Origin of the sequence: Dactylosporangium sp. CA-139114 (assembly GCF_050955725.1) — a bacterium.
Taxonomy (GTDB): Bacteria; Actinomycetota; Actinomycetes; order Mycobacteriales; family Micromonosporaceae; genus Dactylosporangium.
The window spans coordinates 3,780,838-3,796,461 of record NZ_CP192080.1; the positions used below are offsets into that span (position 1 = coordinate 3,780,838).

The window sequence follows — 15,624 nt, forward strand, 5'->3', positions numbered from 1 at the left end:
AGGCTCGGGCAGGCGCACTGCCCGGGCCCAGAATACCGCCTCGCTCGGCCCTGCGCCTGCCCCGGCTCGGGGCGGTTACCGTCCGGCTGACGACCGAGCGGACGGTAACGACGCCGCGGGAAAAGCACTGAACGAGGTGCCGACCGCGGCGGCAGTCGCGCAGGGGGAAAGCACCGAACGAGGTGCCGACCGCGGCGATAGCCGCGCCGCGGGAGCACACGGAACGAGGTGCCGGCCGCGCAGGAGAACCCCGGTCAGCGCTTCAGGCCGACCGCGCCGTACCCGTGCGACGTCGGATCCTCACCCTCGGCCGGACGCCACTGCCCGATCCACACCAGGCCCGGGTCGACCAGTTCGAAGCCGTCGAAGAAGCGTTCGATCGCCGCGTGCGTGCGCGGGACGATGGGGGCGTTCGATCGGCGGTACACCTGTGTGCCCTGCTGGGCGGGGGAGGCGTCGACGCCGTCCAGGGTCAGGTGCGACACGACCAGGTGGCTGCCCGGCGCCAGGGCGTCGCGCAGCCGGGCGATGATCGACCACGGGTCGGCCTCGTCGGGGACGAAGTGCAGGATCGACACGAGCATGAGGGCTACCGGCTCGCCCAGGTCGAGGTGGCCGCAGACGTGCGGGTCGGCCAGCAGCGCCTCCGGGTCGCGCAGGTCGGCCAGGGCCACCGACACGCGCTCCTCGCCGTCGACCAGCGATCGGGCCTGCGCGACGGCCACGGGATCGTTGTCGACGTACACCACCCGCCCGTCCGTGTGCTCGTGCACGTTGCCCTGGGTGGGCAGCCCCGCGCCGATGTCGAGGAACTGGCGCACGCCGGCCTCGCGGGACAGGTACCGCACCGCGCGCCGCATGAACCGCCGGTTGCCGCGCGCGGCCGCCGGCGTGTCGGGGAAGATCGCCAGGATCTTCTCCGCGGCCTCCCGGTCGGCGGCGAAGTTGTGGAATCCGCCGAGGTAGTAGTCGTACATCCGGGCGACGTTCGGGACCGTGGCATCGATCGTCATGGGCGCCACAATAGGGCCATCGGGGGTGCGAACGCGTCACTCGTCTTTTGTCCTGCGGCAAGTTCTTGTAAGGTGGACACGTCCCACCCCGCCGGGTGACGTATATCCCCGTGCGGCCGGGCCCGTCCAGACAGGGGCGGCTCCCCGGAGCGTGGCGACGCCGGAGGTCTGCGCCGGCGCTCAAGACACGGGCGCTGCATGCGTAATTCGACCGGGGTTTCTCCAAGGCGTTGCGCCCTGCCCTCGAAGCAGGGTTTCCCGCCTGCACGCCACCGAAACGCACATGCGTGGTGGCGCCGGTCGTTGCGGTACCCAAATGGAAGGCCACGTCAGCCATGAGCATCACCGTGGAACAGCACGAGTCCGTTCAGACCCGGGCCGAGGCGCCTGCCCCGACGCACGGCACCCGGGCCAACCGGGAGACCGACGCCCAGGCCAAGGCGCTGCTGTCGCTGCTGGGCGACCTGCCCGCCGGCAGTGACCGCGACCGCGTCCGGGCCCGGCTCATCGAGCTCTACATCCCGCTCGCCGAGTACCTCGCCCGCCGCTTCCGCAACCGCGGCGAGCAGTTCGACGACCTCGTCCAGGTCGCCAACCTCGGGCTGATCAAGTCCGTGGACGGTTTCGATCCCACCCGCGGGGCGGCGTTCACCAGCTACGCGATCCCGATGATCGTCGGGGAGCTCAAGCGGCACTTCCGTGACAAGGGCTGGGACGTGCGCGTCCCGCGCCGGCTGCAGGAGCTGCGCCTGGAGATCAGCAAGGTCTCCGGCGACCTCGCCCAGGACCTCGGCCGCTCGCCGACCGTCGCCGACCTCGCCCACCGGCTCGGGGTCAGCGAGGAGGAGATCATCGAGGGGCTCGACTGCGGGCAGGCGTACCGCGCGCTCTCCCTCGACGCCCCTGTCGGCGACAGCGGGGACAGCGGCGCGAACGGCCTCGGCGACCTGCTCGGCGGCGACGACCCCGACATGCGCAACGTCGAGAATCGCGAGGCGCTGCGGCCGCTGCTGGCGAAGCTGCCGGAGCGGGAGCAGAAGATCATCGCGATGCGCTTCCACGGCAACCTGACCCAGTCGCAGATCGCGGCCGAGCTGGGCATCTCGCAGATGCACGTCTCGCGTCTGCTCGCCGGCGCGCTGCGCTCGCTGCGCGACCAGCTCACGCGCGAGGACTGATCCGGCCACTCCCACGGGTGCCCGTCCCGCGCGCTTCGGCGCGCCGGGCGGGCTCCTGCTTTACTGTGGACTTTATGGGCAAATCGGGCAAATCGCGTGAGTTGAAGTGGGTGTTGCGGCCGAGCCACGCGGAGCTCGCCGAGCACGACGGCAAGGAGATCTACTCCTTCGGCGACACCGACATGGTGGGCCGGGTGGAGGTGACCCTGACGGACGGCACCCGCGTCCGCGTCCGGCGCACCGAGCTGATCCCGTGCTGACTCACCGGTGGAAGACCTGCCGGTAGGTCGTCGGCGTCACGCTCGTCTGCCGGGCGAAGTGCACGCGCAGGTTGGCCGGGGTGCCGAAGCCGGTGCGGTGCGCGATGCGCTCGATGGAGTCGTCGGTGGTCTCCAGCAGCTCCTGCGCCAGCCGCACCCGCTGCCCGACCAGCCACTGCAGCGGGCTCGTCCCCACGCTCTCGCGGAACCGGCGGGCGAAGGTGCGCGGGCTCAGTCGCGCCTCGCGGGCCAGGTCGGCGACGGTCAGCGGCTGGTCGAGCCGCTGCCGGGCCCAGTCCAGCGCGCCGCCGAGGCCGTCGTGGGCGCGCGGGCGCGGCGGCGGCGTGGCGAACTGGGACTGCCCGCCGTCGCGGTGCGGCGGCACGACCATGCGCCGGGCGACCTCGTTGGCGACGGCCGAGCCGTGGTCGAGCCGCACCAGGTGCAGGCACAGGTCGATCGCGGCTCCGGTGCCGGCCGAGGTGAACACGTTGTCCTCATCGGTGTAGAGCACGTCGGGGTCGAAGGTGACGCGCGGGTACCGCTGGGCGAAGTCGAACGCGTTCATCCAGTGCGTCGTCGCGCGGCGCCCGTCGATCAGCCCGGCCGCGGCCAGCACATACGCCCCGGTGCAGATGGCCACGATCCGTTTGCCGCGCTCGTGGGCCGCGCGCACCGCGGCGACGAGGTCGCCGGGCGGATCGACCTGCCGCGCCCGCGCGAACGCCGGGATGATCACGGTGTCGGCGTCGGGCAGGGACGACAGGGGATACGGCGCCTCGACGCTCAGGCCCGAGCGCGCGGCGTGGCGGCCGGGGGCCGAGGCGGCGAAGCGCAGCTCGTACCACGGGTCGGCGAGGTCGGCGCGGTCGATGCCGAACACCTCGCACGGCACGGCCAGCTCGAACACCGGCATGTCGGCGGTGACGGCAACTCCCACGACGTGTCGGCCCATGGCAGAAATCTAGCGCAGAACGGCATTCCTGCCACTGGAGGCATCGGCGGTACCGCGGCGAAAATCTGCTGGTGATGACCGTCCCCCAAGGGGCGGCGCTGTCCATCGGAGCCGTGCTCGGCACCGGTGTCATCGCGCTGCCCGCGCTCGCCGCGCAGACCGCCGGACCCGCCTCCCTGATTGCCTGGGCGGCTCTGGTGGTGCTGTCCGTGCCGCTCGCCGCCACCTTCGCCGCACTCGGCGCCCGGCACCCCGACGCCGGCGGGGTCGCCACGTATGCGCGGCGCGCCTTCGGGCACCGGGCCGCGGCCGTCGTCGGCTGGTCGTTCTACTTCGCGATCCCGCTCGGCGCGCCGGCCGCGGCGCTCTTCGGCGGCGCGTACGTCGCGGCGGCCGTCGGCGGCGGTACGACCACGACCATCGCGACCGCCGCCGCCCTCATGGCCGTGGTGACAGCCGGCAACCTCGGCGGCGTGCGCGTCTCCGGCCGCCTTCAGCTCGGCCTCGCCGCGCTGCTCATCGCGCTGCTGCTCACGGCGACCGTCACCGCCCTGCCGCACGCCCGGGCGGCGAACCTGCACCCGTTCGCGCCGCACGGGTGGTGGGCGATCGGGCCCGCCGCCGCCGTGCTGGTCTGGGGCTTCGCCGGCTGGGAGGCGGTCACGTCGCTCGCCGCCGACTTCGCCCGGCCGGGCCGCGACCTGCCCCGCGCGACCGGGATCGCGCTGGTCGTGGTGGCGGTGCTGTACCTCGGGATCGCCGCCGCCAGCACCCTGGTGCTCGGCCCCGGGCTCGCCGCGGACGGCCGCAGCGGCGGCGCGCCCCTCGCCGAGCTGCTCGCCATCGGCGTCGGCGGCCAGGTGCGCACGATCGCCGCCGGCGCGGCCGTCCTGCTCACGCTCGGCACCATGAACGCCTACTACGCCGGCGCGGCCAAGCTCGGCGCCGCCCTCGGCCGCGACGGCGCGCTGCCGGCCTGGTTCGCCCGCGGGGCCGCCGCGGGCGCGGTGCCCCGCCGCAGCCTGCTGTTCGTCGCGCTCCTCGGCGCCGTGTCGCTCGTGGTGACCGCCGCGACCGGCACCGGGACCCGCGCGCTCGTGCTGCTCACGAGCGGCTGTTTCGTCCTGGTGTACCTCGTGGGCTCCGCCGCCGCCGTCAAGCTGCTGCCGAACAAGACGCTGCCGGTCATCGCGCTCGTCTCGTCCGTCGGCCTGATGCTCGTCACCGGCTGGTACGTCGCCGGTGTGCTCGTCATCGCCGCGGGCGCGCTGGCGTATACCCGAAAGCGCGCCCGCGTTGCCGATCCGGTGCCGGCCCGGGTGACGTAGGAGGACGGCCGCCTGGCCGACCCCGGTCGTGGCGCCTGCACCGCGCCGTCGTCGCAGACAACGGATGGGCCGAGCACCCAACACCCCAGGGTGATCGGCCCATCCGCGGCGTCACGCCGGCCCGTGGCAAGAACCGGGCGACGCCTTTCCCACAGGAGGGAGCTTCTACTGCGCGACCGGCTCGCTCTGGTGCTTGGCCGGCTTCACGAGGGAGGCGACGGCACCGATCAGCGCCATGCCGATCGCCAGCCAGAACACGATGACCAGGCCGTCGTGGAAGGGGCCGGACACCAGGTGCGGGAAGAACTCCCGGCCGGTGAGGGTCGCCGCGTTGGACGCCGGCAGGGTGCCCAGCAGCTGCGGCCCGAGCAGCGACTGGATCGGGTTGAAGCCGAGGAACGCCGCGAACAGCGTGCCCACCGGCGGCAGGCCGGCGATCTGCTCCGCGGCCGGGGCCGGGACGCCCTGCGCGGTCAGGCCGGTGCTGAGCGAGTCCGGCAGCGACGTCGACAGGCCCGCGATCATGAGTGAGAAGAACACGCCGATCGACAGCACCATGCCGGCGTTCTGGAACGTGGCCCGCATGCCCGACGCGGCGCCGCGCAGATGGGCCGGGACGCTGGACATGATCAGCGACGTGTTCGGGGCCGCGAAGAGGCCGCCGCCGAGGCCGTTGCAGAAGACCAGCAGCGCGAACGCCCAGTAGCTGAAGTCGGTCGGCAGGATGAGCAGACCGCCGAACGACAGCGCCATGATGATCAGGCCGAACGCCGCGAAGAGCCGGGGGCCGTACTTGTCCGACAGGTGCCCCGCGACCGGCCCGGCCGCGAGGAAGCCGACGGTGAGCGGCAGCAGGTAGATGCCCGCCCACAGCGGCGTGGACTCGTAGGTGTAGCCGTGCAGCGGCAGCCAGATGCCCTGCAGCCAGATGATGAGCATGAACTGCAGGCCGCCGCGGGCGATCGCGGCGAGCAGGCCGGCGATGTTGCCGTAGGCGAACGCGCGGACCTTGAACAGGCCGAGCGGGAACATCGGCTCGGCCACGTGCCGCTCGATCCAGGCGAAGAGGCCCAGGACCGCCGCGCCGCCGACCAGGCCGGCCAGCACCCACGGGTTGGTCCAGCCCTGGCTGTGGCCGCCGTACGGCTGGATGCCGTAGGTGATCCCCGCCAGGACCGCGGTCAGCCCGACGGCGAACGTGAGGTTGCCCCACCAGTCGATCCGCCCGGGCCGGCGCAGGCCGGTGTCGTGCAGGCTGCGGTACGCCCAGAGCGTGCCGATGACGCCGATGGGCACGTTGACCCAGAAGATCGCCCGCCAGTTCCATTCGGCCAGCAGCCCGCCGAGCACCAGGCCGATGAACGAGCCCGCGATGCCGGCGACGATGTTCACGCCGAGGGCCATGCCGCGCTGGGCGGCCGGGAAGGCGTCGGTGAGGATGGCGGCCGAGTTGGCCATGAGCATCGCGCCGCCGACGGCCTGCAGCACGCGCCAGCCGATGAGCCACAGCGCGCCGCCGCCCCCGTCGAACGGGTCCAGCGACAGGACGATCGAGGTGACCGTGAACAGCGCGAAGCCGAGGTTGTAGATGCGCACCCGGCCGTACATGTCGCCGAGCCGGCCCAGGGTCACCACGAGCACGGCGCTGACGAGCATGTACCCCATCAGCATCCACAGCAGATAGGACACGTTGCCGGGGGCGAGCGGGTTGAGGTGGATGCCGTTGAAGATGGCGGGCAGCGAGATCAGGACGATCGAGGAGTTGATCGTCGCGATCAGCATGCCGAGGGTGGTGTTGGACAACGCCACCCACTTGTAGTGCGGGTGGTCCTTGCCACCCGACAACGCTCCCCGGAAGCCGGACTTGCTGCCCCCGGGCGCCTCAAGGGTGTCGGTCACTTGGCGAGCCTCTCCAGCGCCGGCAGCGCAGCCGCGATCAGCGCCTCATCGTCGTCGGACACGTCGAGCAGCAGGGCGGCGAGATGTGCGGCGCGCACCGACCGGCGGCGCTCGAGCAGCTCGGACCCGGCCCGGGTGATCCTGACCAGCACGGCCCGGCCGTCGGCGGGGTCGGCGGCCCGGTCGGTCAGCCCTTCCCGCTCCATGCGCTGGACGAGCTGGGTCATGGCGGGCTGGGTGACGCCCTCCGCGGTGGCGAGCTCGGTGAGCCGCCGCGGTCCTTCGCGCTCCAGCCGCCGCAGCGTCGAGGCGGCCGTGAGGCTGATGTCGTTCGGTGGGTTGCCCTGCCGCAGGAGGCTGAACACGCGCTCGACGGCGACCGTCAGGCGCGCAGGATCCAGGGCGGTACGAGCTGCGGGCATACCTCAATTCGTATCACGTACTTATAGAAGTGGCTTATGCGGTGTCGCCAAGTTCACCCCCGCTTGACAGCACGAGACGCCGGCCGATGCGCTGATGCGCAGCGACCGGCGTCCCGGTGAAGCGTCACTGAACCGGACCGGGTGGCTACATGCAGTCGGGGCTCTCGGTGATGGTGAGGCCGTCGACCAGGTTGCCGAAGCCGTCGTCGGTCGACGCGCTGGAGTCCGCGGTCAGCGTGACCCGGGTCGAGGTCTGGCCCGGGCCGGTCTTGTACCAGCCGTAGAGCCGCTTCCACCGCACGTCGTCCGCGGAGTTGGCGTAGGCGAAGGCCGAGCCGACGCCCATGACGCTCGTGTCGTTCTTCGGCGTGCGGCCGAAGTGGATCGAGGTCGCGTCCACGTCCTTGCCCTCGGAGGTATCCCGCGCCCGGATCCAGAACGACCAGTAGATCTTCGTGTTCGGCTTGGTCTTGATGTCCTGGTAGATCGAGTTGCCCGAGCCGGTCGCGTTGAGCTCGGCGAACTGCTTGCCGAAGCGCGGCGCGACGCCCATGGCGCCGCCCCAGATCTCGATCTTGCCGTCCGGGTCGTCGGTGCGCCAGCCCGGCACGTCGTTCTCGTCGAACTGCATCCAGTCGTGGCTGCCGAGCTTCGGCGACTCGAAGCCGCCGTCCACGGTCATCTCCCGGCACGCCATCGGGGCGGCCTTGGTGTGCGCGTGCTTGGGCTGACCGAACGTGGCGCCGCCGCCACCCGGGCCGTGCCCCGTGCCGGCCGCGTGGGCGGGCGCGCCGACGAGCGTCGCCAGGAGCGTCGCCGCGCCGATGGCGGGCAGGATCCGGTTGGGCGTGAACCGGTTGTGCTTGAGCATCATGTTCCCCCGTCGTCCGCCACGGCTGCGCTGCCGTGGCACCTCCGACGTGAGCCAAACACGCTTATTCCGGCAAAGCCTTGCGGATGGTGGAAATTCCGCATTTCGGGCAGAGTTATGCGGCCGTTCGTCGGTGCGCGAATCGCCGGGCGAAGAGCCGGGCGATCGGCTCGGCCGCGCGGGCCGCGATCGGGCCGAGGACGGCGAGAATCAGCACGTAGGCGGCGGCGAGCGGGCCGAGCTTCGGGTGGCTCCCGGCCGCGACCGCGAGCCCGGCGATGACGATGTTGAACTCGCCGCGGGGCAGCAGCGCGGCGCCGGCGCGCACCCGCCCGGTCAGCGCGACCCCGGCCCGCCGCGCCGCGATCCAGCCGGTGACGAGCTTCGAGACGATCCCGCACAGCGCGAGCAGCGCGGCCACGCCGAGCACCGGCGGCAGCGCGCGCGGGTCGGTCTGCAGGCCGAAGAAGACGAAGAACACCGCCGCGAACAGGTCCCGCAGCGGGGTCAGCAGCTGCCGGGCGGTGTGCGCGAGGGGCCCCGACAGCGCGATGCCGACCAGGAACGCCCCGACCGCCGCCGAGACCTGCAGCAGCTCCGCCGCCCCGGCCACGAGCACGGTCAGCCCGAGCACCTTGAGCAGCAGCACCTCCTCGCTCTCGCTGGCCACGAAGCGCTCCACGACGGTGCCGAAACGCAGGGCCACCAGCAGCACGAAGCTGATCGTCGCGGCGGCCAGGGCCAGGGTCGCGGTGCCGCCGAGCACGCCCACACCGGCCAGCAGCGCGGTCAGGATCGGCAGGTACAGCGCCATCATGAGGTCCTCGAAGACCAGCAGTGACAGCACCACCGGCGTCTCGCGGTTGCCGAGCCAGCCGAGGTCGCCGAGCACCTTCGCGGTGATGCCGGACGACGTCACGTACGTGACCCCGCCGAGGGCCACGGCGGCGACCGGGCCCCAGCCCAGGATCAGCGCGGCCGCGACCCCCGGTGCCGCGTTGAGCACGAGGTCCACCAGGCCCGCCGGTGCGCAGGTGCGCAGCGTGCCGACGAGCTCCGGCGCGGTGTACTCCAGCCCGAGCGTGAACAGCAGCAGGATCACGCCGATCTTCGCGCCCGCCGCGATGAACTCCGTGCTGGTGTTCAGCGGCAGCACCCCGCCCGCCCCGAAGGCGAGGCCGGCGACGAGGTACAGCGGGATCGGCGAGATCGAGAACCGCAGCGACACGGCGCCGAGCAGCCCGAGGGCGAGGATCACGGCGCCGAGCTCGACCAGGATGGTGTCGTGGTGCACGCGGCCCTACCCGTCGATGAGCAGCGCCGCGACGCCCTCGACCCCGGCGGCGGTGCCGACCGCGACGATCAGGTCGCGCGCCCGCAGCCCGAAGTCCGGCCGCGGGCTCGCGATCACGTCGGTGCCGCGCACCACCGCCACGATCGACGCGCCGGTGCGCGTGCGGGCCCTCGTGTCGCCCAGCGTCCGCCCCGCGTAGGGCGAGCCCGGCGCGATCACGAGCTGCTCGGTGACCAGCCCGGCGACCTGGCGCTGCATCTCGGCGAGCTGCTCGATGATGCGGGCGGTGCCGAGGTACTCCGCGATGGCGTTCGCCTCGTCGGCGTGCAGGGCCACCGAGACGACGCTCGTGTCCGGGTCCTGCTTGTCGTAGACGACGAGGTCCCGCCGGCCGCTGCGGTGCGACACGATGCCGATCCGCCGCCCGCGCGCCGTGGTGACCACGTGGCTGGTGCCGATCCCGGGCAGGTCGATGCGCTCGACATCCATGCACCCATGCTAAAAGCGAAGAAGCTCCGCAAATGCCGGTTTCACCCGAGAATGGCGGCGGCCAGGTCGTCGGCCGCGCGCCGCACCCCGGCGGCGATGTCCTCGGCGTGGTCGTGGGTGAGCCGGGACAGGGGCGCCCCGCAGCTGATCGCGTCGGTGACCGGCAGCCCGTCCACGCGCACCGCGGCGGCGATGCACCCGACGCCGGGGAGCACCTCGCCGCGCTCGTAGGCCACCCCGCGCGCCCGGCACTCGCTGATCGCGGCGTCGAGCTCGGCCCGCTCGACCACGGAGTCCGCGGTGTGCGCCCGCACGCCCGCGGCCAGGATCGTGTCGAGCTCGGCGGCGTCGCGCCCGGCCAGGATCGCCCGCCCGCTGGCCACGGAGACGGCCGGGAAGCGCCGGCCGACGACCGGCCCGCCGAGGTCGTGGGCGGACTCGCGCACGGCCAGGCAGACGATCGCGGCGCCGTCGAGGCGCACGAGCCGGACCGACTCGCCGAGCTGGTCGCGCAGCCGGCTCAGGATCGGCCCGGCCAGCCGGGCGGTGCGGTCGGCGGAGAGGTAGGCGTCCAGCGGCCGCAGCGCCCCGACGCCGATCGCGTAGGAGGAGCCCTCGGCGTCGGCCTCGACCCAGCCGCGCGCGACCAGCAGTGCCAGCCGCCCCCGCAGGATCGGCTCGGGCAGTCCGACCTGGCGAGACAGGGCGTCGATCGTCATCCGATCGGACGCCGCCGCCAGCCGCTCGAGAAGATCCAGGGTCGGGCTCTCATCGGCCATTCGCCGTCTGTTCCCATCGCGGGCGCGAACAAAGATTTTGGACTCATTCCACTCTAGCGCCCCGGCTTCACCAGAGGGAACGGCAGCGTCTCGCGAATCGTCCGTCCCGTCAGCAACATGACGAGCCGGTCCACGCCCAGCCCCAGCCCTCCGCTGGGCGGCATCGCGAACTCGAACGCGTCCAGGAAGTCCTCGTCGAGCTCCATCGCCTCCGGGTCGCCGGCCGCCGCCCGCAGCGACTGCGCGGTCAGCCGGGCCCGCAGCTCGACCGGGTCGACGAGCTCCGTGTACGCCGTGCCGAGCTCCATGCCGAAGGCCACGAGGTCCCAGCGCTCGGCCAGCCGCGGGTCGTCGCGGTGCTGGCGGGTCAGCGGGGAGACGTCGACGGGGAAGTCGGTGTAGAACGTCGGGCGTACCGTCGCACCCTCGACCAGGTGCTCGTACAGCTCCAGCACCAGCTGCCCGTGGGTCCACCCGTCGAGCCAGGCGATCGAGAGCTTGTCGGCCAGCTCCCGCAGCTCGGTCACGGTCGAGTCCGGGGTCACCACGGCCCCGGCCGCCTCCGACACCGCGGTGTAGACGGGCACCACCGGCCACTCGTCGCGCAGGTCGACCACCCGCTCCTGCCCCGCGAACTCGCGCCGCAGCACCGGCTCGTCGCCCGCGGCGGCCAGGATCAGCTCGCGGACCAGCCCGCGCATGGTGGTGTAGTCGCCGTACGCCTCGTAGGCCTCCAGCATCGTGAACTCGGGGTTGTGGGTCGCGTCGACGCCCTCGTTGCGGAAGTTGCGCCCGATCTCGAAGACCCGCTCGACCCCGCCGACGGCGAGGCGCTTGAGGTACAGCTCCGGCGCGATGCGCAGGTAGAGCCGCATGTCGTAGGCGTTGCTGTGGGTGACGAAGGGCCGGGCGTTCGCCCCGCCGTGGATCGGCTGCAGCACCGGGGTCTCGACCTCGACGTACGCGTGCCCGTGCAGCGCCCGGCGCAGGGCGAACGTGACGGCGGAGCGGGTGCGGACCATCTCGCGGGCGGGCGGGTTCACGATGAGGTCGACGTGGCGGCGGCGGACCATCGCCTCGGGGTCGGCCATGCCCTTGTGCTTGTCGGGCAGCGGCTGCAGACACTTGGCGGTCAGCTCCCACGCGTCGGCGAAGACCGACAGCTCGCCGCGCCTGGTGGTGCCCACCTCGCCCGCGACGCCCACGTGGTCGCCGAGGTCGACGGTCGCGGCGAAATCGGGCCGGCCGGTGAGCACCACCTGCAGGTCGCCGGACCAGTCCCGCAGGGTGGCGAAGCACAGCCCGCCGTGGTCGCGCAGGCGGATCACCCGGCCGGCGAGCGCGACCCGCTCGCCGGTGCGCGCGTCCGCGGCCAGGCCCGGGTGGGCGGCCCGGATCTGCAGCGCGCTGTGGGTGCGGGCGAAGCCGGGCGGGTACGGCTCGATCCCCGACGCCCGCAGCGCGGCGAGCTTGGCGATGCGGATGCGCACCTGCTCGGGCCGCTTGCGCAGGTCCGGCCCGGCCCCGGCGGCGTCGGGGCCCCCGAGGGCGGCCAGTTCCTCGTCGGTGATGACGAGATCGCGCCGGTCGGCGGCGAACGGCGACGACTTGCCCCGGCGCAGCAGGGTGCGCAGCGACGGTACGACCACGAAGCCCTCGGCGACGCCGGAGGCGAGCCCGACCTTGGGCAGGTCGCGCACGTCCTCGAAGCACAGGAACCGGGGCAGCCACTGCGGGTTGTACTTCACGTTCGAGCGGTACAGCGACTCGAGCTGGAACCAGCGCGACGCCACGAGCAGCATCGCCCGCCACAGCCGCAGCACCGGCCCGGCCCCGATGCGGGCGCCCTCCTCGAACACCGCCCGGAACACCGCGAAGTTCAGCGACACCCGGTGCACCCCGATGCGCGGCGCCTCCCGCATGAGCGTGGCCACCATGGTCTCGATGAGGCCGTTGTCGGACTGCCGGTCGCGGCGCATGAGGTCCAGCGACAGCCCGCCGGCGCCCCACGGGGTGAACGACAGCAGCGCCACCTCGCGCCCGCTCGCGTCGTGGGCCTCGACGAGCACGCAGCGCCCGTCGTTCGGGTCGCCGAGGCGGCCCAGCGCCATGGAGAACCCGCGCTCGGTCTCGGTGTCGCGCCAGCGGGCGGCGAGCTCGATGATCCGCCCCATCTCGTCGGCGGGGATCTCGGCGTGCCGGCGGATGCGCACCGTGTAGCCGGCCCGCTCGACCCGGTGCACGGCCTGGCGCACCTGCCGCAGCCGCGGCGAGTCGAGGTCGAAGTCCCGCACGTGCAGGATGGCCTCGTCGCCGAGCTCGATCACGCGCAGGCCGGCCCGCGCGAAGGCGGTCGCGCCCTCCTCGCTCGCGCCCATGACGGCGGGCGTCCAGGCGTACTCGCGCGCCTCCTGCAGCCACGCCTCGATCGCCGGTCCCCAGGAGTCGGGGTCGCCGAGCGGGTCGCCGCTGGCCAGCGACACCCCGAAGACCACGCGGTAGGTGATCGCCGAGCGGCCCGACGGCGACAGGATGACCTCCTTGTCGCGGCGGGTGGCGAAGTACCCCAGCGAGTCGCGCTCGCCGTGCTCGGCCAGCAGCCGGCGGACCGCGCGCTCCTCGTCCGGGTCCAGCGAGGCGATCATGCGCTGGGAGCGCAGCAGGGCGAAGAGGGCCGCGAAGAGCGCGATCGCGCCGAAGGCGCCCAGCACCAGGTTGACCCAGCCCGGGGCCCGGCCGTGGCGCCCGACGTCGAAGCCGAACGCGCCGCCGAGGACGATGCGCCCGCTGTACTCCAGCCGCTGGATCCCCTGCCCGAGCGAGCCCGGGAACAGCTCGACCAGCCCCCAGCCGACCGCGGTGAACGCGACGAGCAGGATGCCGAGCGTGGCGAGGGCCTTGGGCAGGCTGGCCGGCTGGACCCGGGCGTCGAACTGGGGCCGGCCCAGCCACAGCGTCGCGAGCAGGACCACGGTCACCCCGAGGTTCACGGCCGCGGCCGTCGTGCCGTGGAACGGCAGCCGCAGCTCGCGGGCCTCGGCGCCGCGCTCGCCCAGGTCGGAGAGCACGAACAGGTCGTACAACCCCTGCACCGAGAAGATGACGACCAGCAGCCAGAACGCGATCCGTTTGCGGTTGTGCACGCCCGCGGCGAGGGTCACCAGGAACGCCGCGTAGCCGACGTTGGCCGGGGCGGGCAGGAGCAGCGCGTCGATGCTGGCGCGCACCGGATGCACCCGGGCGCCCAGCGCCACGCTGACCGCGGCGGTGGTGCACAGGACCGCCACCACCATGAGGCCGGCCGCGAACCAGTCCGGAATACGCTCTCGCTTCACCGGGCCATCATGCCCCGTTGTCTCAACTGTGTTCCTGGATGTACCGCTTCGGGTCCTTGTCGGTGAAGGTGAGACCCTTGCCACTCGGGTGCTCGCCGTAGAAGGTCAGCCACTGCTCGCCCAGCTCGATGCGCAGCCGCATCCCCGCGTGCTTGCGGAAGTCGGGCAGCACCTCGTCCTCCTCCTCGGTGAGGTGCTCGCTGTTCTCCTTGCGCGCGTCCCAGACCGCCTTCCACCAGGCGTCGGAGCCGGCCTTGTGCTCCTTGGCCGCCTCGATCGCGTCGCGGATCTTGTTGTGGTCGCGGATCGCGTCGTCGGTCTCCTCCTCGGCCTCGTCGGTGTGCTGGCGCAGCAGGTGCGGGTAGAGGATCCGCTCCTCGGCCTCGGCGTGGATCTCCAGGTGCAGCGCGAGCGCGTCCCAGATCGCGGCGAGCTGCTCCTCGCCCTCGGCGTCGTCGAGGCGCGCGAAGGCCCGGCGGAAGGCGGCGTGGTCGTCCAGGATCAGCGCGGTGATGTCGTCCATGCCGACTTCATCACCTGGCCGGGGGGTTTTCAAACCGCCTTCAGCCGGCGGCGTCCAGGTCGTAGCCGCGCTTGGCCAGCTTCGTCTCGATCGTGTGGCAGACCGCCTCGAGCACGGCCACGCGCGCGTACCGCTTGCTGTCGCCGGGCACGACGGTCCAGCGGGCGCGCGGCCGGTCGGTCTTGTCGAGCATGTCCTCGACCGCGGCCTCGTAGTCCGCGCGGCGCTCGCGGTTGCGCCAGTCCTCCTCGGTGAGCTTCCACGAGCGCAGCGGGTCGTTCGCGCGGTCCTCGAACCGCCGCAGCTGCTCCTCGGGCGAGACGTGCATCCAGAACTTCATGAGGATCATGCCCTCGGCGGTGAGCGTGCGCTCGAACTCGACGATCTCGTCGTAGGCCCGCTTCCACTGCTTCGGGGTGGCGAAGCCCTCGACGCGCTCGACGAGGACCCGGCCGTACCAGGACCGGTCGAGCACGGCCATGCCGCCCCAGCCGGGCAGGACGGCCCAGAACCGCTGCAGGAAGTGGTGCCGCTTCTCGTCGTAGGTCGGCGCGGCGAACTGCGCGACCCGCACGTGGCGGGGATCGAGCGGCGCGACGAGCCGCTTGATGGTCCCGCCCTTGCCGGAGGCGTCCCAGCCCTCGAAGACGATGCAGAGCGGCGGCCCGATCTTGTGCTCGCCGAGCTGCCCGCCGAGCAGCAGGCGCAGGCGCAGGAGCCGCTCCTGCGCCGCGACGAGCCGCTCCTCTCCCTTCTCGCGCGAGAGATCGGCCGAGAGATCGACTTTGGAGAGTCGGCTCATGCTGCAGTACCTGCCTCCGGTCCGGAAGGTTCGCCCGGCGTCCGACTGCCGTTCGTCCCCGTGCCCTCAGCCTGTCACAGTGGTGATCGCCCCGCATCGGGCCGGGCCACCACCCGCGCCCACCGCCGGCTCCAGGAGCCGCCGAGCCCTGGGTAACCGGTGCCGGAATCGGCCCCGCCTTACCGGCACTGACCCGTCCGTGCTGGTGACATCACGTCGGGTGTTGCCTATGCTTGGCTCAGACATTGAGGTCTACGCCTACTTGTCGATCGATACCTGGGGGAATGCGTTGTGAAAGAACCCGAAGCGATCAACGGCGCCGACACCGTGTCACCCGTGAACCAGGCCGGCCGCTGCCTGCTGCACCAGATTCCTGCCGCGGCGACCGCGAAAGTCGTCTCGCGCGTCGTCGGTCTCCGGGACCAGGCCAGTCCGGCCGTTGCCGCCTTCAGCTCGCGCATCTAGGACCGCAGCGC

The 15,624-nt window shown here is 72.6% G+C and carries 15 protein-coding genes; 4 read left to right on the plus strand and 11 right to left on the minus strand.

What is annotated here, in order from left to right:
• Window positions 1-254: 254 nt before the first annotated feature.
• Window positions 255-1,013, minus strand: a complete 759-nt coding sequence (locus tag ACQP2P_RS17195; RefSeq protein WP_433617222.1) for an SAM-dependent methyltransferase — start codon at window positions 1,011-1,013, stop codon at window positions 255-257.
• A gap of 335 nt (window positions 1,014-1,348) precedes the next feature.
• Here ACQP2P_RS17195 and ACQP2P_RS17200 point away from each other — a divergent pair, with 335 nt between their 5' ends.
• Both ACQP2P_RS17200 and ACQP2P_RS17205 read left to right on the plus strand, forming a co-directional pair.
• Window positions 1,349-2,191 carry an RNA polymerase sigma factor SigF gene (locus ACQP2P_RS17200; RefSeq protein WP_433617224.1) on the plus strand — a complete coding sequence of 281 codons (843 nt, stop codon included), beginning with the start codon at window positions 1,349-1,351 and terminating at the stop codon, window positions 2,189-2,191.
• A 110-nt stretch (window positions 2,192-2,301) separates the two neighbouring features.
• Window positions 2,302-2,451 carry a hypothetical protein gene (locus ACQP2P_RS17205; protein ID WP_350613430.1) on the plus strand — a complete coding sequence of 50 codons (150 nt, stop codon included), beginning with the start codon at window positions 2,302-2,304 and terminating at the stop codon, window positions 2,449-2,451.
• Window position 2,452: 1 nt separating this feature from the next.
• Here the strand turns inward: ACQP2P_RS17205 and ACQP2P_RS17210 are convergent, their stop codons facing one another.
• Window positions 2,453-3,406, minus strand: a complete 954-nt coding sequence (locus ACQP2P_RS17210) for a GlxA family transcriptional regulator (protein ID WP_433617226.1) — start codon at window positions 3,404-3,406, stop codon at window positions 2,453-2,455.
• A 74-nt stretch (window positions 3,407-3,480) separates the two neighbouring features.
• Between ACQP2P_RS17210 and ACQP2P_RS17215 the strand changes: the two genes are divergently transcribed.
• Complete coding sequence (locus ACQP2P_RS17215; RefSeq protein ID WP_433617228.1) at window positions 3,481-4,734, plus strand: amino acid permease; 1,254 nt, start codon at window positions 3,481-3,483, stop codon at window positions 4,732-4,734.
• Between the two features lie 165 nt (window positions 4,735-4,899).
• On the opposite strand, the gene ACQP2P_RS17220 is transcribed toward ACQP2P_RS17215, so the two are convergent.
• From ACQP2P_RS17220 to ACQP2P_RS17260, 9 genes are all read right to left on the minus strand, one after another.
• Window positions 4,900-6,633, minus strand: a complete 1,734-nt coding sequence (locus tag ACQP2P_RS17220; RefSeq protein WP_433617229.1) for an MFS transporter — start codon at window positions 6,631-6,633, stop codon at window positions 4,900-4,902.
• Window positions 6,630-7,055 (minus strand): MarR family winged helix-turn-helix transcriptional regulator, encoded by a 426-nt coding sequence (locus tag ACQP2P_RS17225; protein WP_433617231.1) that lies wholly within the window; start codon window positions 7,053-7,055, stop codon window positions 6,630-6,632. Before ACQP2P_RS17225 ends, ACQP2P_RS17220 begins: the two co-directional genes overlap by 4 nt.
• A gap of 145 nt (window positions 7,056-7,200) precedes the next feature.
• A complete protein-coding gene (locus ACQP2P_RS17230; RefSeq protein ID WP_433617233.1) occupies window positions 7,201-7,929 on the minus strand; it encodes a hypothetical protein in 729 nt (242 codons plus the stop codon).
• Window positions 7,930-8,041: 112 nt separating this feature from the next.
• Window positions 8,042-9,220: a cation:proton antiporter gene (locus tag ACQP2P_RS17235; protein WP_433617235.1), complete on the minus strand. Its 1,179-nt coding sequence runs from the start codon at window positions 9,218-9,220 to the stop codon at window positions 8,042-8,044.
• A 6-nt stretch (window positions 9,221-9,226) separates the two neighbouring features.
• Window positions 9,227-9,709 carry a cation:proton antiporter regulatory subunit gene (locus tag ACQP2P_RS17240; protein WP_433617237.1) on the minus strand — a complete coding sequence of 161 codons (483 nt, stop codon included), beginning with the start codon at window positions 9,707-9,709 and terminating at the stop codon, window positions 9,227-9,229.
• A 41-nt stretch (window positions 9,710-9,750) separates the two neighbouring features.
• Complete coding sequence (locus ACQP2P_RS17245; protein ID WP_433617239.1) at window positions 9,751-10,488, minus strand: IclR family transcriptional regulator; 738 nt, start codon at window positions 10,486-10,488, stop codon at window positions 9,751-9,753.
• A gap of 53 nt (window positions 10,489-10,541) precedes the next feature.
• Window positions 10,542-13,781, minus strand: a complete 3,240-nt coding sequence (gene lysX / locus ACQP2P_RS17250; RefSeq protein WP_433619163.1) for a bifunctional lysylphosphatidylglycerol synthetase/lysine--tRNA ligase LysX — start codon at window positions 13,779-13,781, stop codon at window positions 10,542-10,544.
• A gap of 64 nt (window positions 13,782-13,845) precedes the next feature.
• On the minus strand, window positions 13,846-14,346 hold the full coding sequence (locus tag ACQP2P_RS17255) for a hemerythrin domain-containing protein (protein WP_433617241.1): 501 nt from the start codon (window positions 14,344-14,346) through the stop codon (window positions 13,846-13,848).
• 40 nt (window positions 14,347-14,386) lie between these two features.
• Entirely contained in the window at window positions 14,387-15,148 is a 762-nt protein-coding gene (locus ACQP2P_RS17260) for a polyphosphate kinase 2 family protein (protein ID WP_433617242.1), read from the minus strand.
• A gap of 336 nt (window positions 15,149-15,484) precedes the next feature.
• On the opposite strand from ACQP2P_RS17260, the gene ACQP2P_RS17265 reads away from it, so the two are divergent.
• Entirely contained in the window at window positions 15,485-15,613 is a 129-nt protein-coding gene (locus ACQP2P_RS17265) for a hypothetical protein (protein WP_433076352.1), read from the plus strand.
• Window positions 15,614-15,624: the final 11 nt, after the last annotated feature.